The 25,018-nt window shown below is 65.0% G+C and carries 21 protein-coding genes; 11 read left to right on the top strand and 10 right to left on the bottom strand.

Annotated features, from left to right (window positions below):
• Positions 1-23: 23 nt before the first annotated feature.
• Positions 24-1,409 carry an aspartate aminotransferase family protein gene (locus OSH05_RS06910; RefSeq protein ID WP_104216946.1) on the bottom strand — a complete coding sequence of 462 codons (1,386 nt, stop codon included), beginning with the start codon at positions 1,407-1,409 and terminating at the stop codon, positions 24-26.
• Between the two features lie 107 nt (positions 1,410-1,516).
• Positions 1,517-2,926 carry a glutamine synthetase family protein gene (locus OSH05_RS06905; RefSeq protein ID WP_207778672.1) on the bottom strand — a complete coding sequence of 470 codons (1,410 nt, stop codon included), beginning with the start codon at positions 2,924-2,926 and terminating at the stop codon, positions 1,517-1,519.
• A gap of 199 nt (positions 2,927-3,125) precedes the next feature.
• Between OSH05_RS06905 and OSH05_RS06900 the strand changes: the two genes are divergently transcribed.
• The 5 genes from OSH05_RS06900 to OSH05_RS06880 all read left to right on the top strand — a co-directional run bounded on the left by OSH05_RS06900 (position 3,126) and on the right by OSH05_RS06880 (position 7,934).
• On the top strand, positions 3,126-4,217 hold the full coding sequence (locus OSH05_RS06900) for a polyamine ABC transporter substrate-binding protein (protein ID WP_407660352.1): 1,092 nt from the start codon (positions 3,126-3,128) through the stop codon (positions 4,215-4,217).
• 76 nt (positions 4,218-4,293) lie between these two features.
• Complete coding sequence (locus OSH05_RS06895) at positions 4,294-5,445, top strand: ABC transporter ATP-binding protein (protein WP_207778673.1); 1,152 nt, start codon at positions 4,294-4,296, stop codon at positions 5,443-5,445.
• Between the two features lie 41 nt (positions 5,446-5,486).
• Positions 5,487-6,416, top strand: coding sequence for an ABC transporter permease (locus tag OSH05_RS06890; protein ID WP_104216949.1), 930 nt, complete (start codon positions 5,487-5,489; stop codon positions 6,414-6,416).
• A complete protein-coding gene (locus OSH05_RS06885; protein ID WP_104216950.1) occupies positions 6,413-7,234 on the top strand; it encodes an ABC transporter permease in 822 nt (273 codons plus the stop codon). The genes OSH05_RS06890 and OSH05_RS06885 overlap by 4 nt, the downstream gene beginning before the upstream one ends.
• Positions 7,235-7,319: 85 nt before the next feature.
• Entirely contained in the window at positions 7,320-7,934 is a 615-nt protein-coding gene (locus tag OSH05_RS06880) for a DUF2239 family protein (RefSeq protein ID WP_104216951.1), read from the top strand.
• Between the two features lie 13 nt (positions 7,935-7,947).
• On the opposite strand, the gene OSH05_RS06875 is transcribed toward OSH05_RS06880, so the two are convergent.
• The 5 genes from OSH05_RS06875 to OSH05_RS06855 form a co-directional block, all read right to left on the bottom strand.
• Positions 7,948-8,406, bottom strand: coding sequence for a periplasmic heavy metal sensor (locus tag OSH05_RS06875; RefSeq protein ID WP_165801415.1), 459 nt, complete (start codon positions 8,404-8,406; stop codon positions 7,948-7,950).
• A complete protein-coding gene (locus tag OSH05_RS06870) occupies positions 8,403-8,810 on the bottom strand; it encodes a hypothetical protein (protein ID WP_165801416.1) in 408 nt (135 codons plus the stop codon). Before OSH05_RS06870 ends, OSH05_RS06875 begins: the two co-directional genes overlap by 4 nt.
• Positions 8,807-9,394 carry an RNA polymerase sigma factor gene (locus OSH05_RS06865; RefSeq protein ID WP_165801417.1) on the bottom strand — a complete coding sequence of 196 codons (588 nt, stop codon included), beginning with the start codon at positions 9,392-9,394 and terminating at the stop codon, positions 8,807-8,809. Before OSH05_RS06865 ends, OSH05_RS06870 begins: the two co-directional genes overlap by 4 nt.
• Positions 9,395-9,479: 85 nt before the next feature.
• On the bottom strand, positions 9,480-10,004 hold the full coding sequence (locus tag OSH05_RS06860) for an EF-hand domain-containing protein (RefSeq protein ID WP_104216954.1): 525 nt from the start codon (positions 10,002-10,004) through the stop codon (positions 9,480-9,482).
• Positions 10,005-10,078: 74 nt separating this feature from the next.
• Positions 10,079-11,899, bottom strand: coding sequence for an AsmA family protein (locus OSH05_RS06855; RefSeq protein WP_104216955.1), 1,821 nt, complete (start codon positions 11,897-11,899; stop codon positions 10,079-10,081).
• A gap of 211 nt (positions 11,900-12,110) precedes the next feature.
• Here OSH05_RS06855 and OSH05_RS06850 point away from each other — a divergent pair, with 211 nt between their 5' ends.
• The gene (locus OSH05_RS06850) at positions 12,111-14,066 is read left to right on the top strand and encodes an acetoacetate--CoA ligase (protein WP_165801418.1); all 1,956 of its coding nucleotides are present in this window, start codon (positions 12,111-12,113) and stop codon (positions 14,064-14,066) included.
• Between the two features lie 207 nt (positions 14,067-14,273).
• The gene (locus tag OSH05_RS06845; RefSeq protein ID WP_266352104.1) at positions 14,274-15,713 is read left to right on the top strand and encodes a pilus assembly protein TadG-related protein; all 1,440 of its coding nucleotides are present in this window, start codon (positions 14,274-14,276) and stop codon (positions 15,711-15,713) included.
• 4 nt (positions 15,714-15,717) lie between these two features.
• Here OSH05_RS06845 and OSH05_RS06840 read toward each other — a convergent pair whose 3' ends face one another.
• Complete coding sequence (locus OSH05_RS06840) at positions 15,718-16,467, bottom strand: 16S rRNA (uracil(1498)-N(3))-methyltransferase (RefSeq protein WP_104217642.1); 750 nt, start codon at positions 16,465-16,467, stop codon at positions 15,718-15,720.
• A gap of 103 nt (positions 16,468-16,570) precedes the next feature.
• On the opposite strand from OSH05_RS06840, the gene xseA reads away from it, so the two are divergent.
• Positions 16,571-18,121, top strand: coding sequence for an exodeoxyribonuclease VII large subunit (gene xseA / locus OSH05_RS06835; RefSeq protein ID WP_104216958.1), 1,551 nt, complete (start codon positions 16,571-16,573; stop codon positions 18,119-18,121).
• Here the strand turns inward: xseA and OSH05_RS06830 are convergent.
• Positions 18,118-19,797, bottom strand: coding sequence for a thiamine pyrophosphate-binding protein (locus tag OSH05_RS06830; RefSeq protein ID WP_207778674.1), 1,680 nt, complete (start codon positions 19,795-19,797; stop codon positions 18,118-18,120). The two genes, xseA and OSH05_RS06830, sit on opposite strands and share 4 nt — an antisense overlap.
• 141 nt (positions 19,798-19,938) lie before the next feature.
• Here OSH05_RS06830 and OSH05_RS06825 point away from each other — a divergent pair, with 141 nt between their 5' ends.
• Positions 19,939-20,865 carry a hypothetical protein gene (locus OSH05_RS06825; RefSeq protein ID WP_104216959.1) on the top strand — a complete coding sequence of 309 codons (927 nt, stop codon included), beginning with the start codon at positions 19,939-19,941 and terminating at the stop codon, positions 20,863-20,865.
• A 114-nt stretch (positions 20,866-20,979) separates the two neighbouring features.
• Positions 20,980-21,294 carry a YXWGXW repeat-containing protein gene (locus OSH05_RS06820; RefSeq protein ID WP_104216960.1) on the top strand — a complete coding sequence of 105 codons (315 nt, stop codon included), beginning with the start codon at positions 20,980-20,982 and terminating at the stop codon, positions 21,292-21,294.
• Between the two features lie 39 nt (positions 21,295-21,333).
• Here the strand turns inward: OSH05_RS06820 and OSH05_RS06815 are convergent, their stop codons facing one another.
• The gene (locus OSH05_RS06815) at positions 21,334-23,766 is read right to left on the bottom strand and encodes a beta-mannosidase (RefSeq protein ID WP_104216961.1); all 2,433 of its coding nucleotides are present in this window, start codon (positions 23,764-23,766) and stop codon (positions 21,334-21,336) included.
• A gap of 186 nt (positions 23,767-23,952) precedes the next feature.
• Here OSH05_RS06815 and tal point away from each other — a divergent pair, with 186 nt between their 5' ends.
• Entirely contained in the window at positions 23,953-24,921 is a 969-nt protein-coding gene (gene tal, locus OSH05_RS06810; protein WP_104216963.1) for a transaldolase, read from the top strand.
• The last annotated feature ends 97 nt before the right edge of the window (positions 24,922-25,018 follow it).

Below are 25,018 nucleotides of genomic sequence, written 5' to 3'. Positions count from 1 at the left end.
TGCGACGGAGACCCGGCCCGGCATCAAACCAGCCCCAGCCGCTTCACCTCGGCCCACGTATCGTCGAGCGTCTTGCGCGCCGTCGCGGCCAGGATATCCGCCTCGTCATGGCTGAGCGTCAGCGGGGGGGCGATGATCAGCGAGTCACGCACCGCGCGCATCACCAGGCCGTTCTTGAACGAGAAATCGCGCGCGATCGTGCCGACCTTGCCCGTATCGGGAAAGTGCTTCGCGCGTGAGGGCTTGCTCGGCACCAGTTCCAGCGCGCCCATCAATCCGGTCATTCGCGCTTCGCCGACGAGCGGATGGTCACCGAGCGCCAGCCAGAGCTTCTGCAGATAGGGCCCGATATCGCCCCGCACCCGCTCGACCAGATTCTCGGCCTCAAGGATCCGCAAATTCTCGATCGCAGCCGCTGCCGTCACCGGATGGGCGGAATAGGTGAAGCCGTGATTGAATTCGCCGCCCGGCCCGATCAGCACATCGGCCACCTTGTCCGAAACCATGACGCCGCCGATCGGCAGATAGCCGGAGGAAAGGCCCTTGGCGATCGGCATCAGGTCGGCCTCGATGCCGAAGGTCTCGCATCCGAACCAGTTGCCGGTGCGGCCGAAGCCGGTGATGACCTCGTCGGCGACCAGCAGGATCTCGCGATCTTTCAATATGCGCGCGATTTCCGGCCAATAGGTGGAGGGCGGGATGATGACGCCTCCCGCGCCCTGGATCGGCTCGGCCACGAAGGCTGCGATGTTCTCCTCGCCGATCGCCTCGATCGCCTTCTCAAGCTCGCGCGCGGCGAGGATGCCGAATTCCTCGGGGCTCGCCTCGCCGCCTTCGCCGAACCAGTAGGGCTGGGCGATGTGGTGGATTCCGGGGATCGGCAAGCCGCCCTGCGAATGGATTGAGGACATGCCGCCAAGACTGCCGCCGCCCATGGTCGAGCCGTGATAGCCGTTCTTGCGCGCGATCAGCACATTCTTGTTCGGCTTGCCGAGGCTCGCCCAATAATGCCGAGCCATGCGGATGACGGTGTCGTTCGCCTCCGAGCCGGAACCGCAGAAGAAGACGTGGTTGAACTGCGGCGGCGCCAGACGGGCGAGCGTCTCGGCGAGCGCCACCGCCGGCGGATGCGTCGTCTTGAAGAAGGTGTTGTAGTAGGAAATATCCGCCATCTGGCGCTGGACCGCCGCGGCGATTTCCGGGCGGCCATGGCCGATATTGACGCACCAGAGCCCCGACATGCCATCGAGAATGCGGTTGCCGTCGCTGTCCCAGATCCAGGAGCCCTCGCCGCGCACGATCACGCGGCTGCCCTCGGCATTGAGCGCCTTCATGTCCGAGAAGGGATGGATGTGATGGGCGGCGTCGCGAGCGCGATAATCGGCCGTGATGTTGGAAAGCTGGGTCAAGGTACCGACTGCCCTGTGTCGCGGTAGCGAAGATGATCGCCGTCATCGCCGTTCGACGCGGCGACGAAAGCGCAGGCCGAAAGCTCGCACACCGAGCCGATAGCGCCCTAGACGTTCAGAAGCAGGAATTCCCGCTCCCACGGGCTGATCACCTGCATGAACGTCTCGTATTCGGCCTGCTTGATCGCGCGGTAGGTCGACACGAAGCGCTGACCGAAGATCTCGACCAGTTCCTCGCACTCCTGAAACAGCGACACCGCTTCGAGGATCGAACGTGGCAGGTCGATCTCGTCGGAATTGGCCGATCCGGTCACCGGCTCGCCGGGCTTCAGACCTTCCATCAGGCCGAGATAGCCGCAGGCCAGCGAGGCGGCGATTGCCAGATAGGGATTGGCGTCGGATGACGGCAGACGGTTTTCCAGCCGACGGCCGGACGGACTCGAATTTGGCACGCGCAGGCCGACCGTGCGGTTGTCGTAACCCCATTGTGTGTTCACCGGCGCCGAGGAAGAGCGGACCAGCCGGCGATAGGAGTTCACATAGGGCGCCAGCATGCACATGACGGCCGGCAAATATTTCTGCGAGCCGCCAATGAAGGCGAAGAACTCCGGCGTCGGGTCGCCATCGGCATCGGAGAAGATGTTCTTGCCCGTGTCGCGGTCGGTGACCGACTGGTGGATATGCATGGCCGAACCCGGCTCGCGCGACATCGGCTTGGCCATGAAGGTCGCATACATATCGTGCCGCAGCGCCGCCTCGCGGATGGTGCGCTTGAACAGGAACACCTGATCGGCGAGCGCCAGCGGATCACCGTGCAGGAGGTTGATCTCCATCTGCGCCGCGCCTTCCTCGTGGATCAGCGTGTCGATCTCGAGGCCCTGTTGCTCGGAGAAATCATAGATGTCGTCGAATAGATCGTCGAACTCGTTGATCGCGGCGATCGAATAGGACTGGCGCGCGGCTTCCGGCCGGCCCGAGCGCCCCGTCGGCGGTTCAAGCTGATAGTCCGGGTCGTGGTTGGGCTTGACGAGATAGAACTCGATTTCCGGCGCCACCACCGGGTTCCAGCCCTGATGGTGATAGAGCTCGACCATGCGGCGCAGCACCTGGCGCGGCGCCGTTTCCACCGGCCGCCCGTCGCGGTGATAGCCGTCATGGATCAGCTGCGCCGTCGGGTCCGTTTCCCATGGCACGACGGCGAGCGTCGAAAAGTCCGGCTCGAACAAGATGTCCTGGTCGGCCTCATCACTCTTGTAGTCGTCATCGTCAGGCGGATAGTCGCCGGTGATCGTCTGGGTCAGGATCGAGCCCGGCATCGACATGGTCGCGCCGGCCAGAAACTTCGATACCGGCATCATCTTGCCGCGGGCGACGCCGGCCTGATCCGGAACGACGCACTCGATATCCTCGATGCCTCGTTGCTTCAGCCAGTCGCGCGCCTCCTCAAGCGAAGTGGCGCCGCGCCGCGCATCTTCGAGCGGCTTCAACGGCTTCAACGGTTTCTTCCGCTTCGTCACAGCGTCTCCTGGGCCTCTAGCCTTTACCTCGGAAGTGACGCCAGCCAGCCGATGAAGTCAACTGCCGCGCCTTGCGGGACGGAGTTGTCGCAGCGCAAAAGGAAACGGTTGAGCTGACGCAAAAAGCCTCATAACGTCCTGAACATCAGGCAGGCTTGACGGGGGCGCATCGATCTCCGCGGGCGCCGTTCCGGAGGTAGTGCGAATGAAGGAATTGCTGGGCCGGCTGGCCTTGTCGACAATGCTGGTTGCTGGCAGCACCCTGGTTGCCTCGGCTGCGAACCAGGAAGTTCACATCTACAACTGGTCGAACTATATCGACGATTCCATCCTCAAGGATTTCACCAAGGAAACCGGCATCAAGGTCGTCTATGACGTCTATGACGCGATGGAGACGCTCGAAGCCAAGATGTATGCCGGCCGCTCGGGCTACGACATCGTCGTCCCGACTGATCGCAACATGCAGATCCTGATCGAGGCCGGCGCCTTCCAGCCACTCGACAAGGCCAAGATCCCGAACCTCCAATATGCCTGGCCGGACATTTACAAGCGCCTCGCGACCTATGATCCGGACAACAAATACGCCGTGAACTATATGTGGGGCACCACGGGCCTCGGCTATGACAAGGTCAAGATCGACCAGCGCATGCCGAACGCGCCGGTCGATTCCATGGACATGATCTTCAAGCCGGAAGTGGCGGCAAAGTTTGCCGATTGCGGCATCTATCTGCTGAACTCGGCCGAAGACGTGATGCCCGCGGCGCTCAACTATCTCGGCCTTCCTGCCGATTCCAAGAGCCCGGAAGATCTGCAGAAGGCCGCCGACCTCCTCATGAAGGTCCGCCCCTATATCCGCAAGTTCGACTCCTCGCTGATCAACCCGCTGGCGACGGGCGAGGCCTGCCTCGTCTTCTCCTTCTCCGGTGACATTCTGCAGGCCAAGGACGGCGCCAAGGCCGGCATCGACGTGCATTATTCGATCCCGAAGGAAGGCGCGCTGCTCTGGATGGATTCGATGGTGATCCCCAAGGATGCGCCTAACCCCGAGGCGGCTCTCGCTTTCATCAACTACATCCAGAAGCCGGAAGTCATCGCCAAGGCGACGAATTTCGTGAAATATCCCAACGGCAATCTCGAGTCCCAGAAATATGTCGACCCGGCGATCCTGAAGGATCCGTCGATCTACCCGCTGCCGGATACTTTCGCGCATCTCTACACGACTACGCCGAACAGCGAGGATGTGCAGGATGCTCTGACGGACACCTGGCAGAAGATCCTCGCCGGCAACTAGTCGGCCCGTGCGCATCATCGGCCGCCCGCTGCATCTCGCTGCGGGCGGCTTCTTCCGGCGAAATGGGGGTTAGAGCATGGTGGGTCTTGCGATCGGTCCGGTTCGGCGCTCCTTTGCGCCCTGGAATGACCCCAGCTCCAAGCCCTTCATCGAATTTCGCAACGTCACCAAACGCTTTGGCGATTTCGTCGCCGTCGACAATCTGAGCCTCAAGATCTACGAGCGTGAGTTCTTCGCCCTGCTTGGCCCGTCTGGCTGCGGCAAGACGACCTTGATGCGCATGCTTGGGGGCTTCGACAATCCGACCGAAGGCCAGGTGCTGCTTGACGGGCAGGATATGGTCGGCATTCCCCCTTACCGGCGCCCGACGAACATGATGTTCCAGTCCTATGCGTTGTTTCCGCATATGAGCGTCTGGGACAATATCGCCTTCGGCCTGAAACAGGCTGGCATGCCGAAGGCCGAGATGGCGCAGCGTGTCGAGGAGATGCTCGCCCTCGTCAAGCTGGAGAAATTCGCCCGCCGCAAACCGCACCAGCTCTCCGGCGGCCAGCGCCAGCGCGTGGCGCTGGCAAGGTCGCTCGCCAAGAAGCCGAAGGTGCTGTTGCTCGACGAGCCGCTCGGCGCGCTCGACAAGAAGCTGCGCGAACAGACGCAGTTCGAGCTGACCGATCTGCAGGTCAATCTCGGCATGACCTTCCTGATCGTCACGCATGACCAGGAAGAGGCGATGACCGTCGCCGATCGTATCGCCGTGATGGACCAGGGCCGCATCGTCCAGGTGGCGACGCCGGCCGAGATCTATGAGCAGCCGAATTCCCGCTACGTCGCGGATTTCATCGGCGACATCAATCTGCTCGAAGGCCGCGTCGGGGCGAGCGGGGCCGGCGAGGCGCGGCTCGAATGCGTCGGCACTGGCGCAACGGTCCAGATCGCGCAATCGCTGTCGGCGCCGGTCGGCTCGCAGGCCTGGTTTTCGATCCGCCCGGAGAAGGTGCGCATCTCGCTGGAGCCGCCAGCCGATCCGACGGTCAATGCCGTTTCCGGCGAAGTCTGGGATATCGGCTATCTGGGTGACGTGTCGATCTATCATGTGCGGCTTCCAACCGGCGCCACCATGAAGGCGACGATCACCAACGCGACCCGGCTCGTCGCGCGGCCAATCACCTGGGAAGACAAGGTCTGGCTCACCTGGTCGAACGATGCCGGCGTGGTGCTGACGAGCTAGCAGCGGCCATCGGTGACGAGGCAATGAGGGGCGGGAACGACATGGCGGTGACGGAAACGATCGCTCCCAAGGAAAAGCGCGGCTGGCTCAAATGGCTGCTGGTCGCGATCCCCTTCGCCTGGCTGCTGGTCTTCTTCCTCATCCCGTTCTTCAACGTCTTCAAGATGTCGTTTTCGACCCGGGCGAGGGCGATGCCGCCCTATAAGCCCGTGCTCGATTTCGCCGATGGAATCGCGGGACTGTGGGCGCAGCTCCAGCTTTTCACGCCTGCCAATTATTGGACGCTGATCAGCCAGTCCAAATATTGGCAGTCCTATCTCTCCAGCGTCCAGATCGCGCTCATCTCAACGGTGCTGATCCTCATCGTCGCCTATCCGATCGCCTATGGCATGGCGCGGGCGCCGCGACAGTGGAGGTCGATCCTGGTGATGCTGGTGATCCTGCCGTTCTGGACGTCGTTCCTGATCCGCGTCTATGCCTGGATCGGCATTCTCGGCAATGAGGGCCTGCTCAACGGCTTCCTGCTCTGGACCGGGCTGATCGACCAGCCGCTGACCATCCTGACGACGAATTGGGCCGTCTATATCGGCATCGTCTATTCCTACCTGCCCTTCATGGTGCTGCCGCTTTACGCGACGCTGGAGAAGATGGACGAGACGCTGCTGGAGGCCGCTGCCGATCTCGGCTGCCCGCCGACGCAGGCCTTCTGGAAGATCACCTTCCCGCTGTCGCTGCCGGGCGTCGTCGCCGGCTGCTTCTTGGTCTTCATCCCGATCACCGGTGAATTTGTCATTCCGGAGCTGCTCGGCGGTTCCGGGACGATGATGATCGGCAAGCAGCTCTGGTACGAGTTCTTCAACAACCGGAACTGGCCGCTGGCATCCGCCGTGGCGGTGGTGCTGCTGCTGATCCTCGTCGTGCCGATTGTCCTGTTCCAGAATCATCAGCAGGCGGCGGAGGCCGGAAAATGAGATACGGCCAAAGCTGGTTCAACACGACCTCGGTCGCGCTCGGTTTTGCGTTCCTCTATGCGCCGATCGTCATCCTCGTCATCTATTCCTTCAATGATTCAAAGCTCGTAACGGTCTGGGGCGGCTTCTCGACGCGCTGGTATTCCGCGCTGCTTCAGGACCAGGCCATGCTGGATGCGGCGTGGATCACGCTGCGCCTCGCCTTCGTCTCGGCGACAATCGCGACCGTGCTCGGAACGCTGGCCGCGATCACCATGGTGCGGTTCGGCCGCTTTCTCGGCCGGACTGTCTTTTCCGGCATGATCTATGCGCCTCTCGTCATGCCGGATGTGATCACCGGCCTGTCACTGCTGCTCCTCTTCGTCTCGCTCGACCTCGACCGCGGCTTCTGGACGGTGACGCTCGCCCATGTGACGCTGACCATGTGCTTCGTCGCCGTGGTCGTGCAGTCGCGCCTCGTCGTCTTCGATCGCAGCCTGGAGGAAGCGGCGCTGGATCTCGGTTGCCCGCCCTTCAAGACCTTCTTCGTCATCACGCTGCCGCTGATCCTTCCGGGCGTCATTGCCGGCTGGATGCTGGCTTTCACGCTCTCGCTCGACGATCTGGTGATCGCGAGCTTCACCACCGGTCCCGGCGCGACGACGCTGCCGATGAAGATCTTCAGCCAGGTGAAGTTCGGCGTGACGCCGGAAATCAACGCGATCTCCACGATCTTGATCGCCATTATTGCCGTCGGCGTGCTCGTCGCCTCGCTGTTTGGCAAGCGGCGCGAAGTCGAGCGGCAGAAGGCCGAGCGGCTGGCGGCCCAACAGGGCTGATACCAAGCACACTGCTTCCGTCATGGACACGGATATTTTATCCGGGTATAAATTGTCCATTGGTCGGAAAGCTGAGGATGCCGCGATGAAAGTTGTCAGTACGCTCTATTGCACGGCCTTTTGCGGGCTGAAGCGGGTCGCCTCGGGGCTTGCCGGCGATGTGGCGGTCGCTGTCAAGGGACTGGTCGACCGCGGCGAAACCGTCGCGATTTTCGATGATGCCACCAGCCGTCCGATCGAGATCGACTTTCGCGGCACGGCGGAGGAGGTGCGGGCCCGCATCGATACCGAACCGGAAACGGTCGAGGCGGTCGCTAAAACGGAGCCGGCCGACATGGACATCCCGGCAGCGAGGGGACGCGGGCGGCCGAAGCTCGGTGTCGTCGCTCGCGAGGTCACGCTGCTGCCGCGGCATTGGGAGTGGCTGGGCCGCCAGCCGGGCGGCGCGTCGGTCGCGCTGCGGAAGCTCGTCGATGAGGCCCGGCGCGTCCATGGCGAGCGGGACCGGAAGCGCGATGCCCAGGAAGCCGCCAATCGCTTCATGATGGCGATGGCCGGAGACCAGCCGCGCTTCGAGGACGCGAGCCGGGCACTGTTCGCGAGCGACGCCGAAGCGTTCGACGCGCTGACCGAACTCTGGCCGGCGGACATCCGCGATCACAGCCGCGGATTGGCCGCCGCCGCCTTCGCCGCGGTCTGACTTTTCGCCTCGATCAATTGTCCTTCCGAACCGTGGCCTTCGGCTTGCCTGATGCTTCGATCTGGCTGCGGATCTCCGGCGAGACATGCTGGAGTCCCTGGACGACCGCCGCCTCGCCGATCGCCGCGACCTCGTCGAGCCGGCGCCGGAGATCGGCGAACGCGGCTTCCAGGTCCGCCGGATCGAGCGGATCGGCCCGCATCGCCTGCAGGACCGCAAGCCGCGCGTCGCGCATCTGGCGGAACGCGGTCTTGAGATCGTCGCGTCGCGGCGCCAGCGCCGCAGCGATCTCGGCGCGCAACGGCTTGGGCAACGCGGCACCCCCGAGCGAAATCAGCCTTTCGGCGGAGGGTGGCTGCGGACCCGGTCCGACGGAACGGGAGACCTGAAAGCCGAGCCAGACGAAATTGGCGCAGAGCGACAGGCCCAGTGCTGTGAGGACGAGCGCCGCCCATCGGCCGGTCAAGGTCACAGCAGGCCTCCGTCGCCGGCATCGACATCCTGGACGGCTATATAGACCGGGCCGATCTCCTCGTCCGGCGGCGGTACCACGCTGCCCATCACGAAGCCGGCGACCAGCGAAGCTGCGAGCCCGACCGAACCCCAGGTAGCGATGCGCCGGAAAGATGGCCGTTGCACGATCGCGGCGCGGGGCGCAAACCGTCGAACGGAGAGTGTATCTTCGCGCATGAGGTCGAAAAGTGCGCCGTCCACCCGCCTTGCCGCCTCATGAATGCGCCGGGCCGGTTGGCTGGAGATGAGCAGCCGCTCGGCGGTGATGCGCTCCGCCTCCGGCCAGCGGCCAAGCTCGGAGCCCCAGCGGTCGAGACCATGCTCCAGCCGCCGGATGCCGTCCTCCTCGTCAAACTGGTTCATTGCCCCTCACTTCCTTCGGCCCTCAACCGTTCGAGCGCCCTCGCCCTCAGCGTGCGGCGGGCTCGAACCAGTAATTGCTCCACCGCCCCCACGGAGAGCGCCATCGTCTCGGCGATCTCGGCGATCGAATGATCGCCGCTTGAGACCAGCAGGATGGCCGCGCGCTGTCGCGGCGGCAGCGTTGTCAGGTCACGGGCGACCGCCCGCATCTCCGACCGGGCCTCGATGACATCATCCGCCGCCGGAGCCTCGTCCTCAACTTCGGGAACGACGTCGAGGCCGATCCATCGGCGTATCCGCTCCCGCCGGGATCGATCGATGCACCGGTTGATCACCGTGCGGGTGAGATAGGCGCCGATGGAGACCTGACCGACTTCGATCCGGGCCGCGCGGCGCCATATTGCGACGAACGCCTCCTGCACGATGTCCTCGGCCTCGTCGGCCCGCCCGGTCATGCGCCGGGCGAGCTGCCGCAATCTTCCGCCATGCCTTGCCATGAGCAGACCAAGGGCCTGCTCGTCGCCGGCCTGGAGGCGGACGGCGAGCAAGGCGTCAGGATCGTCCGACGGCGTCGCTGGGGGCAAGCTCACCTTCCGATAAGGCTCTCGGGCGGGGTGAATACCACCCGTCCTCCCCCAGTCGCCGAACGCTGCCCGCACGGCATTTTCCTCAGTCTGGCATTGCCCGATGCGCCTTGCTACCCCAAGAGGCGAGGAACTCGGCCTGATCGATCTTGCCATCGGCGTTCTTGTCGGCGCGCTTGAACCAGCCCGGCTCCTTGGCGACGAATTCGGCCAGCGTGATCGTTTCGACATCGCCCGTGAAGCCCAGCCGGCGAAGCATGGCCGCCTCGCGCTTGGCGAAGCGCTCGCCTCGCGCCTCGTCCTTGTCGAGCTTCACCTTGTCCGGCTTGGCCCCATCCATCTTGCCGCCATGTCCGGGACGCCGCGCCGTCTCGATCATCGTGGTCGCTTCGGCCTTGGTGAGCGTGCCACTGCCATCTTGGTCGATCGAGCGGAACTGCGCGGTGCGGAACGCCTCGATCTCGCTGGCATCGATGAAGCCGTCGCCATTCCTGTCGAGGAACCAGAACATCATCTTGGCGCGCGGCGGCGCCGGCTCGTCTGCCGCGGCCGGCAGGGCGAGCGAGGCGGCCATCATGGCGAGGCCAGCGGAAATGATCAGCTTTTTCATCGGAACTCCGGGTACGATCGGACCGGCGAGTGCCGCTCCTGATCTCTTCACGCACCAGGGACCGTGTTCCTACGTCAGCGCGCGAAGAATTCCGCCGGCACGATCCGATCGGTGAGGCGGACCGGAGCGACGTCTCCGGCCGAGCCCTGCTCGCTTCGCCGCATCGGCGCCGGATCCGGCGCGAAGATCGGTGCGCCCTTGCCGTCGCCATGTACGGTAAAGGGAACCGGCTCCGCCGCCGAACCCGTCGCGGTGCCAAAGCGGATTTCGCCGCGCAGGTCATAGCCGGAATCGGCGAGCGCGGCGGCGCCTGCCAGGCTCACCTTGAAATCGCTGCCGGTTGCCTCGGCCTGATCGACCCGGGCGACATCGCCTCGTATCGTCACGGCGCAACTTGCCGTGCTGAAGCGGGTCGATCCCGATATAGCGGCCCGGGCGGTCGTATCGGCGCTGCCCCAGCCGTTGCGCAGTGCCGTCAAGTCGACGCCGTCAAGACCGCCGTCGGTAATTACGAGATCGCCATCGCCGGAGAGCGATGCGGAGAACTCGCTCCAGTGGTTGCCTGCCGCTTCGAGGTTGAGCGTGCCTTCGGCCGTTCCGCGAGCGGAGAGCAGCGGCAGCCAGTCATTGGGAAGGGACTTCAGCGGCAGGCTGTCGAGGCGCAGGCGAAGCGCGGCCGATGGGCGCGGTCCACTGGCATCCGCCGTCACGTTTCCTGACAGGCGCCCGTCGAACAGCCGCATGTCGGCAAGGGCAATATCGAGCCGCCCGTCCCGCAGCGCGGCCGAACCGGCGACCCGGCCGATATTGCTTCCGCTATAGAGAAGACGTTCGGTGGAAAGGCGCATATCGAAATCGACCCAGCGCATCGGGGCGGGATCGATCGGCGCATCCGGCGTGGCACGAACGTCCCGGACGAAACTGGATGCAAGCTCCACCAGTGGCGCTGCCTCGAAATCGTCGAATGCCAAAGTCGCCTGCAGCGAAGGCCGCGGACCGGTCAGGTCGAGCGCGAGCGCGCCTTCGCCGTCGCTGCCATCGATGGAGAGCGCGGCATCGGCCATCGTCGCGACACCCCGGGCAAAGGAAAGCGAAGTGCGCAGCGACGCCGCGCCATAGGCGGTATGTTCCGACAGCTTCCAGCCGAATATGTCGCCGAGCTGCCGGATCGAAGGAGTCTCGGCCGAAATTTCGCCATTGGCGGTGAGGCCGTCCACCGACTGGACCTGGCCGTTGAACGTCGTGCGCAGCGGCGTCGAGGCGAGCGCGAATTGCAGCGCCGTCGGCTGGCCGCCGAAGAAATCGCGCAGCGATCCGATCGAGGCCGAAAAGTCGCCGGACTGTCCTCTCCAACTGGCGCTGCCCTCGAAGCTGGCGGCCCCGGCTACGCTTGGCCAGCGCAGCACCGCGTCGACGTCGCCGATATCGACGACACGGCCGTCGGCGGCGCGATAGTGGATCGAACCACCCGTCACGGTGAGGCGGCTGACGCGGCTGGTGGAATCGAGGCCGTAGGGCAGCGTCCAGTTCGGTCGGCCGGCAGCGTCGCTCTCGAAATGAAACTCCGGCTTGCGGAAATCGAAGGCGGAAGGCTCGATCCGTCCCTGGAAGAGGAGCGGCAGCAGCGGAACCTGCGCGGAGAGCTGGTCCATGGAAACGAGCGTTTCGCCGTTCCGGCTGGATGCGATGCGAGCCTTCGGGAACGTGACGGTGAGATACGGGCGGAACGCGACCGTCGGCGTGCCTTCGAACGTCAGGGCGCTGCCGCCCCAGCCGGCGATCTCATAGGCGAGCGAGCGGCGCACCACCTCGATCGAGACGAGGCTCGGCGCAGTGATGATGAAGGCGCCGACGAGCACGACGAGTGCGATGGAGAGGGAAGCGAGCCTTTTCATTCTACCCGATGGCAATTGGTGCTGCGCGCAACGGCCAAGGGGATAGGCACAATCCGGCCGCGACGCAACGATTCCGCCGAAAACCGAACGGCTTGCGGCACGTGACTCGCACGTATGATCCGGTTATCCAATGGTTCTGTGGCGCATTTGTGCCGCACCGCAATGCATTCCTGCCGGAGGTTTCCGGCGCCTCGGACCGTGTGAGATGCTTATGGAATCCTCGCCCCTGTGGACGCCGTCCGAAGAGCGCATGCGCCGCCATCCGATGACGCGATTCCGCGCGGCTGCCGCGACGCGGGCCGGACGTGCGTTGCCCGATCACGACGCGCTCCATGCCTGGTCCATCGAGGACCGAGCCGCGTTCTGGGACCTCGTCTGGGATTTCTGCGGCGTTTCCGGCGACAAGGGCGAGCGACGCCTCGTCGCTGGCGACCAGATGCCGGGCGCCCGCTTCTTTCCCGATGCCAAGCTGAATTTCGCCGCCAATCTGCTGCGCCGGCACGGCACAGACGACGCGCTGGTGTTCTGGGGTGAGGACCGCGTGCGACGTCGGCTCTCCTGGAACGAGCTGCATGATCTCGTCTCGCGCCTGCAGCAATGGCTTCGCGCGTCCGGTGTCGAGCCGGGAGACCGCGTCGCCGCCATGATGCCCAACCGGCCGGAGACGATCGCGCTGATGCTGGCGACCGCCTCGATCGGCGCGGTGTTCTCCTCCTGCTCGCCGGATTTCGGCCCGCGCGGCGTGCTCGACCGTTTCGGCCAGATCGAGCCCAAGGTGTTCGTTGCCTGCGATGGCTATTATTACGCCGGCAAGACGATCGACCTCGCCCCGAAGCTGGCCGAGATCGTGCCGCAACTGCCGACAGCGGCGCAGGTGCTGATCGTTCCCTATATCGGCACGGCGGATGCCGTCGCCGCCGGCTTGCCTCATGCGGTCACGTTCCGTGTGGCGTTGGAGCCTTACTTGGCGAAGCCGGTCGAGACCGTGTCGATGCCGTTTTCGCATCCGCTCTACATCATGTTCTCGTCCGGAACGACGGGCGTGCCGAAATGCATCGTCCATTCCGCCGGTGGGACATTGCTGCAGCATCTGAAGGAGATCCATCTCCATTGCGGCATCGGCGAGGGCGACCGGCTGTTCTATTTCACGACCTGCGGCTGGATGATGTGGAACTGGCTTGCCTCGGGCCTCGCCACCGGCGCGACGCTGCTGCTCTATGACGGCTCGCCCTTCCATCCGAGCGGCAACATCCTGTTCGACTATGCTGACGCCGAGCGCATGACGCTTTTCGGCACTTCGGCGAAGTTCATCGACAGCGTCGCCAAGGCGGGCCTGCGCCCCATCGAGACGCATGACCTCTCGTCGCTGGCCATGATGACGTCGACCGGCTCACCGCTCTCGCCGGAGAGCTTCGCCTTCGTCTATGAGGGCATCAGGCACGACATTCATCTGGCCTCAATCTCGGGCGGCACCGACATCGTCTCCTGCTTCGTGCTCGGCATTCCGGGCAAGCCGGCCTGGAAGGGCGAGATCCAGGGGCCGGGTCTCGGCCTCGCCGTCGATGTCTGGGACGATGACGGACGGCATATGGATGCCGGCAAGGGCGAACTCGTCTGCCGTAAGGCGTTTCCGTCCATGCCGGTCGGCTTCTGGAACGATCCGGACGGCGCGCGCTATCACGCCGCCTATTTCGAGCGCTTCGACAATGTCTGGTGTCATGGCGATTTCGCCGAATGGACGGAGCATGGCGGCCTGGTTATCCATGGCCGTTCCGATGCGACGCTCAATCCCGGCGGCGTCCGCATCGGCACCGCCGAGATCTACAACCAGGTCGAGCAGATTCCGGAAGTCCTGGAAGCCTTGGCAATCGGCCAGGACTGGGACCATGATGTCCGCGTCGTGCTGTTCGTGCGCCTGCGCGAAGGTATCGACCTCGACGACGCGCTGCAGGCGGTGATCCGCACCCGCATCCGCACCGGCTGCACACCGCGCCACGTGCCGGCCCGCATCGTCGCGGTTCCCGACATCCCGCGCACCAAGTCCGGCAAGATCGTCGAACTGGCCGTTCGCGAGGTGGTGCATGGCCGCCCGGTCAAGAACCAGGAAGCCCTCGCCAATCCGGAAGCGCTCGCCTTCTTCAGAGACGTTCCATCGCTGCGCGAATGAGCGAGGAGCGTATGGTTATCGATCTATGAATCGATAGTAAGGATTATCGCAATTGGATTAAATGAGGTCTTTATCAAGTTTAAATCCAATATTATTTGTTAAGGTCTCGTTTACTGGTTCAGCTCGCATATCGACCGCATTCGGGTTGGATGCGCGGGCTGGACCATGTGGTTTTTCGATTTCTTTCGCCGGGATCGCCGGGGCAATGTGGCGGTTGCCTTTGCGCTTGCCGCCATACCGCTTCTCGGCGCCACGGGCGCAGCGGTTGACTATGGGCGGGCGAGCGTCGCCAGGTCACGCATGGCCGATGCGCTCGACTCGGCCCTGATCGCGGTGGGCTCCAAATCGTCCATGTCCGACGATGCCGCCAAGGCGATGATAACGGACTGGGTCAATACCCAGCTCAAGGACCAGACGATCGGTAGCTGGAAGATCGCCAGCTTCTCGCAGGCGGGCGGCAAGATCGACGTCACCGTGTCCGGCACCGTCCCGACGACGGTCGCCAGCATCCTTGGCGTCTCAAGCCTGCCGATCGCGGTCGCCAGCCAGGCGGTGCGTAGCATCAACAAGCTCGAAGTGGCGCTGGTGCTGGATACGACGGCGTCGATGAACCAGCCGGCAACGAAGATGTCGAGCCTCAAGCAGGCGGCGACCGATCTGGTTACCAAGATCACCGCCGACCCCAAGGCCGACGTCAAGATCGCCGTGATCCCATACGGACAATACGTCAATATCGGTGTCGCCAACCGCACGCAGCCTTGGGTCAGTGTTCCCGACGACTACAATACGACCAAGGATGCCTATTGCGATCCCGATGTCACCAGCGCCACGGTCTGCGACAAGTCGACTACGACCAAGACGAGCTGCACCAAATATAGCGACGGCGTTCCCTATACCACGACCTGCTCGACGACGACCTGCACGGCTTCGCACACCGTCACCTATGATCCGCCAAAGAAGGGAACCTGCTATGCAGCCAAGACGACTCCGCACGTCTTCTCAGGCTGCGTTGGCTCGCCCAATTATCCGGACAACGTCACGGACGACAATTCATCCCGCGTCTATCCGGGCTATATCGATCTGACCTGCAACAGCCAGATGATCCCGCTGACTACCAATGTTGCGACGGTCAAGAGCACGATTTCCGGTCTGACGGCCAAGGACAACACCTATATCCCTTCGGGACTTGCTTGGGGCTTCAACGCCTTATCCTCCGCCGTCCCGCTCACCGAGGCGGCTGCCTATGACAGCTCCGGTCGCAACATCAATCCAAGCAAGGCGCTCGTTCTGATGACGGACGGTTTCAACACCGTTCTGCGCAACACGACCACCAACAAGACCAGCACCAGCTTCGGACGTCACGATAAGAGCCCCGGCACGAATTCCGACGGCTCGACCAAGATCGCGACGCAGACCAACACTTGGACGACCGAGCTCTGCAACAATATCAAGGCGAAGAACATCGAGGTCTTCACGGTTGCCTACGCGCTCGACAGTTCGATCTCGGGCGCGACCGAGGCGAAGACAATGCTGAAGAACTGTGCGTCCAACGACGGAAATTTCTACGACGCCGCCGATTCAGCGGCCCTTCTCGCCGCCTTCTCTCAGATTGCCGAGGACATGAACAAGCTCCGCCTGTCGAAATAGGCCTTCAACTCCGCCAGTCGCCGATCGCGGCTTGAACCAGCGCCAGGGCCGCTACCGCCGCCGTGTCGGCTCTGAGGATGCGCGGTCCGAGCGCGATCGGCGTGACGAAGGGCAGGCTCGCCAGCAGCGCCCGCTCCTCCGCCGAGAAGCCGCCTTCGGGTCCGATCAGAACGGCGATCGGGGCGGGTGGCAGGGCCCGGAGCCGCGCCGCTGGATCGGCGCCGGTCTCGTCCTCGTCGCAGAACAGGATCCGCCGCTCGCCGGATTCGGCAGTCCAGCGCGCCAGCACATCGCCGAGCGCCACCGGCTCGTCGATCGCGGGAATCGTCAGGATGCCGCATTGCTCGGCCGCCTCGATGGCGTTGGCGCGCAGCCTTTCGCCATTCAGCCGATGCACCTGGGTATGCCGCGTGATCACCGGCCGCAGCCTTCCGGCGCCCATCTCGACCGCCTTCTGCACCATGTAGTCGAGCCGCGCCTGCTTCAGCGGCGCGAAGAGATAGTGCAGGTCCGGCGGCCGCGTCTGTTCGCGCGTCTGGTCCTCGATGCGGAGCGCGGCACGCTTGCGATCGCCCTCCAGCGCGGCGCGCCATTCGCCGTCGCGCCCGTTGAAGACGAGGACCCCGGCGCCGGGGCTCAGGCGCAGGACATTGACCAGATAATTCGCCTGGTCGCGATCGAGCGGCACGGTCTCACTGGCACCGAGGTCGGCGTCGAGGAACAGCCTTTGTGAGGTGAAATCGTAGCGGGACATAAGCGAGCGATACGCAAGCCGCGTCCGGGCCGCAAGTCCCATTGCTGGCAACGCCTGGCTTGACCGGCGCGGAGACGGCGGGCATTCAGGAGTGGAGGACCCCATGCCCGAATCCCCGTCCAACGCCACCGAATATTCCGTCTCCGAAATCTCGCTGGCGCTGAAGCGCACCGTCGAGGAGGCCTATGGCTATGTCCGCGTGCGCGGCGAGATTTCCGGCTATCGCGGGCCGCATTCCTCCGGCCATGCCTATTTCGCGCTCAAAGACGACCGCGCCAAGATCGAGGCGGTGATCTGGAAGGGCAATTTCGGCCGCATCCGCTTCCGTCCCGAAGAGGGCATGGAGGTGATCGCGACCGGCAAGCTCACCACCTTCCCGGGCTCGTCGAAATACCAGATCGTCATCGAACAGTTGGAACCGGCCGGCGTCGGCGCGCTGATGGCGCTGCTGGAAGAGCGCCGCCGAAGGCTCGCCGCCGAGGGTCTGTTCGAGAGCGCCCGCAAGCGCCCCATCCCCTATCTGCCGCGCGTGATCGGCGTGGTCACCTCGCCGACCGGCGCTGTCATCCGCGATATCCTGCACCGCCTTGCCGATCGCTTCCCGGTCAAGGTTCTGGTCTGGCCGGTGCGCGTCCAGGGCGAGACCTCGGCCGCTGAGGTCGCGGCGGTGATCGCCGGCTTCAATGCGATCGCGCCCGGTGGGCCGATCCCACGGCCGGACGTGCTGATCGTCGCGCGCGGCGGCGGCAGCCTTGAAGATCTCTGGGGCTTCAACGAGGAAATCGTCGTTCGCGCCGCGGCCGCCTCCGATATCCCGCTGATCTCGGCCGTCGGCCACGAGACCGATACGACCTTGATCGATTTCGCCGCCGATCTGCGTGCACCGACGCCGACCGGCGCGGCCGAGATGGCGGTGCCGGTGCGCTCGGAACTGGTCGGCACGGTCGCCGATCTCGCGCGCCGCCTCGACGGCGCCATGCTGCGCCATGTCGAGGGTCGCAGGCGCGATCTGCGCGCCGCCGTCCGCGCGCTGCCGAGGCTCGACGATCTGCTCGCCGTGCCGCGCCGCTCGTTCGACGAGGTGTCGGCGCGCCTCGGGCGCAGCCTTTCCGCCAATACGCTCGCCCATCGCGCCCGGCTGGAGCGCTCGGCGGGACGACTGAATCCCGCTTCACTCGGCCGTCTCGTTGCCCGCGCGGAGGAGCGGCTGGACGCGCTTTCGGCGCGGCAGGGCAGGGCGCTGGTTGTCCATGCCGAACGCAAGCGCGCGGCCTTTGCCCGTCTGGCTGGCCGGCTGCGGATCGAGCCGCTCGGCGAGCGCGTGGCGCGAGGCCGCGAGCGCCTCCGCCAGGCCGACGAGCGCGGCGGGCGTGCCTTCGCGCGGATCGTCGAGAGAAGCCGAGACCGCTTCGATCGCGCCTCGCGCCTCGTGGATACGCTCTCTTATAAAAGCGTGCTTGCGCGTGGCTATGCGCTGGTGACCGATGCCGCCGGAGCCCCGGTTCGCCTTGCCGCCACGGTTGCGCCCGGTGACGCGCTGACGATCGAGTTGCAGGACGGCAAGCTGAGCGCCGTGGCCGTCGGCTCGCCCGTGCCGCCGAAGCCAAAGAGCCGGACGAAACCGAAGGCGGCGTCGCAGGAGAGCCTGTTCTAGGCCTTCGATCCGCGCTTCGCCCCCAGCCCGCTCAGCGTCGCGGATGGGGATATCGCCTCCGGATCGGTATGGAGATGCAGGAGCGCCGGCTTGCCGCTGGCCAGCGCCCGTTCGAGGGCTGGCGCGAACTCCTCCGTGGTTCGCACCGTCTCGCCATGTCCGCCATAGGCCTTTGCCAGCGCGGCGAAATCAGGATTGACGAGGGCGGTGGCTTCGACCCGGCCGGGATAGCTCCGCTCCTGATGGGCCCGGATGGTGCCGTACATCTGGTTGTCGGCGACGATCACGACGATCGCGGCGCCTTCCTGCACGGCGGTGGCGAGTTCCTGGCCGGTCATCTGGAAGCAGCCGTCGCCGGCCAGCGCGATCACAGTTCGCTCCGGATGACGCAGCTTCGCCGCGATGGCCGCGGGCACGCCATAGCCCATCGAGCCCGAGGTCGGCGCCAGCTGCGTGCCGGGCCGGCGGAAGCGGTAATAGCGATGCAGCCAGCCGGCATAATTGCCGGCGCCATTGGTGAGGATCGCGTCGGCCGGAAGGCTTGCGCGCAGATGGGCCATCACCGCGCCCAGCTCGACGCCGCCGACCGAGCGCGGCGCCGGTTCCGACCAGGCACGATATTCGGCATTGGCCGCGCGGGTCGCCTCGCTCCAGCCGATGGTAACGGGCGGATGCACGACTTCCAGCTGCGAGGCGAAGCCGTTCGGGCTCGCATGGATGGCCAGCGTCGGACGATAGATCCGGCCGAGTTCCTCGGCACTAGCATGGACATGAACCAGCGCCTGACGCGGCTCGGGCACGTCGATCAGCGAATAGGATGAGGACGGCACCTCTCCGAACCGGCCGCCGAGGAGCAGCAGCAGGTCGGCCTCGCGGATCCGCCGCGCGAGCGCCGGATTGATGCCGATGCCAACATCGCCCGCATAGTTGGGGTGTTCATGGTCAAACAGTCCCTGCCGGCGGAAGGAGACGCCGACGGGCAGGTCGAAGCGCTCGGCGAAGCGCTGCAGCGAGGCGATGGCCTTGTCGCTCCAGCGCGAGCCGCCGGCGATGACGAACGGCCTTTCCGCGGCCCAGAGCAGCTTCTGCAATTGCGCGGTCTGCGTCAGGCCCGGATAGGTCTCGGTCGGCTCGAAGGGGGCCGGCAACGTCACCTCGACCGGATCGCGCAGCATGTCCTCCGGCAAGGCGAGCACCACGGGGCCGGGGCGGCCGGACATGGCGACATGGAAGGCCCGCGACAGCATTTCCGGAATGCGCGCCGCCTCGTCGATCTCGGCAACCCATTTCACCACGCCGGAGAAGACGCGGCGATAGTCGAGTTCCTGGAACGCCTCGCGGTCGCGATGGCCGCGCGCGATCTGGCCGACCAACAGGATCATGGGCGTCGAATCCTGCATCGCGACATGAAGGCCGCTCGCTGCGTTCGTCGCGCCGGGGCCGCGGGTCACGATCGCGACGCCGGGCCGGCCGGTGAGCTTGCCCCAGGCCTCCGCCATCATCGCCGCGCCGCCCTCATGCCGCGCATTGGTGACCCCGATCGGCGATTCGTACAGCGCGTCGAGGACAGCGAGGAAGCTCTCGCCGGGCACGGTGAACAGCCGCTCGACGCCGTTCGCCGCCAGCATGTCGACGATGAGCTGGCCACCGGTACGGAGCAGTTTCGCAGATGTCATGGGTTGGCCTCGGAGAGCGGGTCGGTCCCCATGTTCATAGGCGCAGCTACCAGCCATCATCAAGTCGCGCCGCTTTGATGCCGCTTTCCCGGCGTGGAATCCGCGCCTAGATTCAGGAACGTTCGATTCGGGAGACTTCCGGTGATCCTCAAACCGACCGCCGGCCTTGCCGCGATCCGGACGCTGGTGCTTTTCGCCTCTGTTTATGCCCTCCTGCTCGGCACGCCGGCTAGAGCCGAGGACGAGGAGGATGCGCCCGCCTATCCAACGACCGAATTTGCCGACGGTGCAACGGACGCCTCGGTGACGGATTCGGGCATAACCGCCCGCGTCTTCGAGGAACGGCGCCCCAAGGTCGATCCCAATCTCGACGTTCCCGTGCTGCAGGTCAGCGTCGGCGGGCAGCAGGTGCTCGAATATGTCGGGGTCGCCTCCGGCATGGACGTGCCGGCGGCGAGCGCGTCGATCGTCGAGATCGACCCGGCCAATGATGCCAAGGAAGTCTATTTCTCGAGCTATACGGGCGGCGCCCATTGTTGCTCGCAGATCGTCATCGCCGACAAGACCGCGAAGGGCTGGGTCACGGTCGAGGTCGGCTCGTTCGATGGCGATGGCTTCTATCTCCAGGACCTCGACAATGACGGCGTCGCGGAGATCGTCACCGTCGACAATGCCTTCCTCTATGCGTTCGATTGCTACGCCTGCAGCGCCGCGCCACTCGTGATCCAGACGGTGCGGGACGGCAAACTGGTCGACCTCACTACGGAGCCGCGCTTTGCGAAGAACCATCGCGACTGGCTGAAGCAATTGGAAGATGACGCCGATCCGGCGACGCGCTGGACCTCGCCGGGCTTCCTCGCCGGCTGGGTTGCCCAAAGCGCGCGGGCGGGAAGTGGCAAGGCCGCCTTCGCGGCGCTTCAGCAACACTGGAATCTCGCCAAGGACGAGGGCGAGGAGACCTGCCTGACCGGCGGCGATATTGATGCTTGCCCACCGAGCGACAGGAAGGTGCTCAACTTCCCCGACCGGCTGAAACTGTTTCTGGATCGGCACGGTTATAGTCTCTGACGGAGGGTCGATGGGCGTCGTTTCGCGGGCAGGGCGACGGAACACGGCGTCCTCGACGTTTAAGCGATGCGGGCTGTTCCGGCGAAACATGCCGGCTAGAGGAGAGAAACGACAATGATATCCAGACGAAATCTTCTGCGCGGCCTGTTCGCGGCCGGCGTCGTCGCTCCGCTTGCTACCCTGCCGGTCGCCGATGCCGAAGCCCAGACGATGTGGATGGCACCGCCGCCCGTGCGCCGCGAACGGGTACCCCCGCCCCGGCGTGGTCAGGTATGGGTCCCCGGGCACTGGGGCTGGCGCCGCGGCGCCTATGTCTGGATCCCGGGCCGTTGGGTCGCCGCCCGTCCAGGCTGGCGCTATGTGCAGCCTCGCTGGGTCCGCCGCGGCGGACGCTGGGTGTTCGTGCCGGGCGGCTGGGTGCGCTGGTAGGATTGCGGGAGGCGCCGCGGGAGCGGCGCCTCGCTTTCTTCAGCGATAGCTGGCGGCGAGATGATGGATCGTGATGTCACCGGCCGCCGGCATCGCCGTTCCTGCTTCGGCGCGGAACGTCACGACGCGATCCTCGCCGGGCAGCAGCAGAAAGCTCGTATCGTCGAAATGACCGGGCCATCCCTCCGCCTCGGCGCGGACATGGAAGGCGGGTGCGTCGGTCGAGAGCACGAATCTCCCGCCGCCATCCGACCCGATCGAGATCTGGGCCTCGGGCAGTTCGAAGCGCTTCGGCACATCCGGGAAGACGGTAATCTGCAAGGCGGGATCGAACTCGCCGTCGATGCGCCCATCCACGACATAGAACCGGTCATTCGCCGGCCCGGCGGCGACCGAGAGCAGATCGATCGCGCGGTCGGGCGGCAGCGAGGCATTCACGCGCCGCTCGTCGAGCCACTGGCCGGCGAGGTCGAGCGTTCGGAGCCGGATTTCGATCGGCACGGCCTCATGACGGTCATTGACGCCGCGCACTGCCAGCCGGCCGTCGACGATGCGGGCGGCGAGCGCCACCGGCGCGAAGAAGCGCTTGGCGTGATAGTGCAGCGTCTTCCAGGCGAGCGTGTGGTCGATCGACGACCACGACACCGCCGGCCAGACATCGTTCAATTGCCAGTAGAGCGCGCCCATCGAATGGGGCTTCAGGCTGCGCCAGTAGCGAACCGCCGTCTCGATCGCCAGCGCCTGCTGCAATTGCGACAAATAGACGAATTCGCCGAAGCCCGTGGGCATGCGGAAATAGCGCGCCATGGTGTCGATGATGCGCGAGTTGCCGGCGCGGTCGCGCTGGTGGAACTCCATCACCGGTGACGTGGCGTTCCAGTCCTTCGGTTCGGCAAAGGCGCGGATCGCCGTCATCGATGGAAAGGACTGGAAGCCAAACTCGGAGCAGAAGCGCGGCTTCACGGTGTAATAGTGTTCGAAATTCTTGTTCGAGTGCCACACGTCCCAGAAATGGATGTCGCCCGAGCCGTCATCATGCCAGGCATCGCCATAATCGAGATCGCCATTGCATGGGCTTGACGGCCAGAAGCGCCGGCCGGGATCGGTATCGAGCACCGCCTTCTCGATGACGCGGTTCAAGCGGTCATAATTGACGAGATAGCGGTCGCGATTGTTGATCGAGAGTTCATACCAGGTGAGCGAGCCGATCACCTCATTGTCGCCGCACCAGATCGCGATCGACGGCCGGCTGGAGAGGCGCTGGATCTGGTAGCGGAGTTCCGCATCGACGGTTTCGAGGAATTCCGGCGTCGAGGGATATTGCGAGCAGGAGAACATCATGTCCTGCCAGACCAGGAGGCCGAGTTCGTCGCAAAGATCGTAGAACAGATCGAACTCGTAGAAGCCGCCGCCCCAGACGCGGATCATGTTCATATTGGCTTCGACGGCGGCGGAAAGCAGCGCACGGACGCGGTCTTCGGTGATCGCAGAGGGCAGGGCGTCGGCCGGGATCCAGTTGGCGCCCTTGGCGAAGATGTCGATGCCGTTGACGCGGAAGATCATCGAGGCACCGGCCTCGTCCTTCTCCGTCACCACCTCCAGCGTCCGGAAGCCGATGCGGCGAACGGCGCGGTCGCCGGGGATGGTGACGACCGCCTCATGGAGCGGCTGCTCACCATGGCCGGCCGGCCACCAGAGTGCCGGCGTCCCGACATCGAGTTCGAGGCTGGTCTTGGTGACGCCGGCCATGACCGCGACGACGGCTTCCATGCGGCGGCCGCAGAGTTCGAAGCTGACGGGAAGGCTCGCTTCGCCATTCGCTGCCAGCTCGATCTCGGCAATGGCGAGGATCCGGCCATCCGCTTGATGCCGTTGGCGGATCTGGACGCTCTCGATCCGGGCCGTCTCATAGAGATGCAGCACCGGCCGCGCATAGATGCCGCTGACCAGAAGGCAGGGCCCCCAGTCCCAGCCGCCATGGCACTGCGCCTTGCGGATCATGTTCAAATCCGGGACGCGATTGTTGGATACGCTCCACGGAATCGGAAAGGGCTGCAGCGCGGCGAGGCGGCTCGCTTCCGCGCCGGGGGGATAGAAGCGGATGCGCAATTCGTTCTCGCCCTCGACCAGCAGGCCGGTGAGGTCGATGCGATGGCGGATGAAGCTCGATCCGAGCCGTGCCGCGAGGCTGCCATTGACGAAGACATCGGCGAAAGTATCGACGAATTCGAGTTCCAGCACCGGCCAGCCGTGGTCAAGTCCGGCCCTATCGAGCGTGAAATGGCGCGCGATCTCCCATTCGCGCTCGCCGACCCACTGCATGTCGGCCTCGTTGGTGCCCCGGTGCGGATCGGCAATCCGCCCGAGCGCCTGAAGCGCGGAATGGACGTCGCCGGGGATGGGAATAGCGCCGAGGCGCTCGCCCGAGGCGTCCGCGAGGGCCCAGTTTCCGGATAAATGAATATCGGTCATGGCGGCGCTTCTCCCTCGCTCCCAGGGAGAGAGCCCTAGCATGGAACACCGTGCGAAGGGGAAGGCCGGCGCGCTGGCCTTTTGCTCCGGACGGGCATTTTTCGGCTTCCATTTGGGGACCAAGATGATCATATGCCCTCCATATGCGCGCGCTATAAGCGTGTCTCTTTCCTGGAGGAACGACGGATGACCTCGAAACTCGACCAGCTCAAAGCCATGACGGTTGTTGTCGCCGACACGGGCGACCTCGAGGCGATCAAGGCGTTCCGTCCGGTCGACTGCACCACCAATCCTTCGCTTGTGCTGAAGGCGTTCGACCTGCCCTTGTACAAGGACGTGATCGACGCCGCCGTCGCCTGGGGCTCGAAGCAGGGCGGAACCAAGGAGGCGGTGGCCGCCGCCGTCGCCGATCGGCTCGCCGTCGCCTTTGGCGCCGAAGTGTCGAAGCTGGTGCCCGGCCGCGTGTCGACCGAGGTCAATGCCGACCTCTCCTTCGATACCGAAGCCTCGTTGGCCCGGGCGCGCGCCATCATCGCCGACTACAAGGATCTCGGCGTGCCGCGCGAGAAGATCCTGATCAAGCTCGCCTCGACCTGGGAAGGCATCCGCGCCGCCGAAGTGCTGCAGAAGGAAGGCATCGACTGCAATCTGACGCTGCTGTTCTCGCTCGCCCAGGCCGCCGCCTGCGCCGAGGCCGGCGTGTTCCTGATCTCGCCCTTCGTCGGCCGCATCCTCGACTGGCACGTCAAGGCGAGCGGAAAGACCTTCGAGCCGGAGCAGGATCCGGGCGTCCTCTCGGTCCGCTCGATCTACGCCTATTACAAGACCCGCGGCATCCAGACCGTCGTCATGGGCGCCTCGTTCCGCTCGACCGGCGAGATCGAGGCCCTTGCCGGCTGTGACCGCCTGACGATCGCCCCGGCCCTTTTGGAAAAGCTCGCCGCCGACGAGGGCGCTCTCGCCCGCAAGCTCGACCCGGCCCATCCCGGCGAATCGCCCGCGACCGTCGCCTCCGACGAGAAGAGCTTCCGCTGGGAAATGAACGAGGACCAGATGGCGACCGAGAAGCTCTCGGAAGGCATCCGCCAGTTCGCCAAGGATCTGCGCACCCTCCGTGGCCTGGTCGCCGCCAGGCTTGAGGCCGTCCCGGCGTAGACCTTCTCCTCGCCTCTCCGCTGGGGAGGTGAAGGCGCCTGCCCGATCCAGCCCGCCATGCCCGCATGGCGGGCTTTTCTTTGCCGCACTGCCGCCC

Source organism: Kaistia algarum (genome assembly GCF_026343945.1).
Lineage (GTDB): Bacteria > Pseudomonadota > Alphaproteobacteria > Rhizobiales > Kaistiaceae > Kaistia > Kaistia algarum.
This window is presented reverse-complemented; position numbering and strand designations above follow the sequence as displayed.

What these genes read in the sequence shown, in the direction of transcription:
- OSH05_RS06895 (WP_207778673.1), top strand. Translation starts at nt 4,294, where the DNA reads ATGGTGGGTCTTGCGATCGGTCCGGTTCGGCGCTCCTTTGCGCCCTGG.
- OSH05_RS06890 (WP_104216949.1), top strand. Translation starts at nt 5,487, where the DNA reads ATGGCGGTGACGGAAACGATCGCTCCCAAGGAAAAGCGCGGCTGGCTC.
- OSH05_RS06885 (WP_104216950.1), top strand. Translation starts at nt 6,413, where the DNA reads ATGAGATACGGCCAAAGCTGGTTCAACACGACCTCGGTCGCGCTCGGT.
- OSH05_RS06880 (WP_104216951.1), top strand. Translation starts at nt 7,320, where the DNA reads ATGAAAGTTGTCAGTACGCTCTATTGCACGGCCTTTTGCGGGCTGAAG.
- OSH05_RS06870 (WP_165801416.1), bottom strand. Translation starts at nt 8,810, where the DNA reads ATGAACCAGTTTGACGAGGAGGACGGCATCCGGCGGCTGGAGCATGGT.
- OSH05_RS06860 (WP_104216954.1), bottom strand. Translation starts at nt 10,004, where the DNA reads ATGAAAAAGCTGATCATTTCCGCTGGCCTCGCCATGATGGCCGCCTCG.
- OSH05_RS06855 (WP_104216955.1), bottom strand. Translation starts at nt 11,899, where the DNA reads ATGAAAAGGCTCGCTTCCCTCTCCATCGCACTCGTCGTGCTCGTCGGC.
- OSH05_RS06850 (WP_165801418.1), top strand. Translation starts at nt 12,111, where the DNA reads ATGGAATCCTCGCCCCTGTGGACGCCGTCCGAAGAGCGCATGCGCCGC.
- OSH05_RS06840 (WP_104217642.1), bottom strand. Translation starts at nt 16,467, where the DNA reads ATGTCCCGCTACGATTTCACCTCACAAAGGCTGTTCCTCGACGCCGAC.
- xseA (WP_104216958.1), top strand. Translation starts at nt 16,571, where the DNA reads ATGCCCGAATCCCCGTCCAACGCCACCGAATATTCCGTCTCCGAAATC.
- OSH05_RS06830 (WP_207778674.1), bottom strand. Translation starts at nt 19,797, where the DNA reads ATGACATCTGCGAAACTGCTCCGTACCGGTGGCCAGCTCATCGTCGAC.
- OSH05_RS06820 (WP_104216960.1), top strand. Translation starts at nt 20,980, where the DNA reads ATGATATCCAGACGAAATCTTCTGCGCGGCCTGTTCGCGGCCGGCGTC.
- OSH05_RS06815 (WP_104216961.1), bottom strand. Translation starts at nt 23,766, where the DNA reads ATGACCGATATTCATTTATCCGGAAACTGGGCCCTCGCGGACGCCTCG.
- tal (WP_104216963.1), top strand. Translation starts at nt 23,953, where the DNA reads ATGACCTCGAAACTCGACCAGCTCAAAGCCATGACGGTTGTTGTCGCC.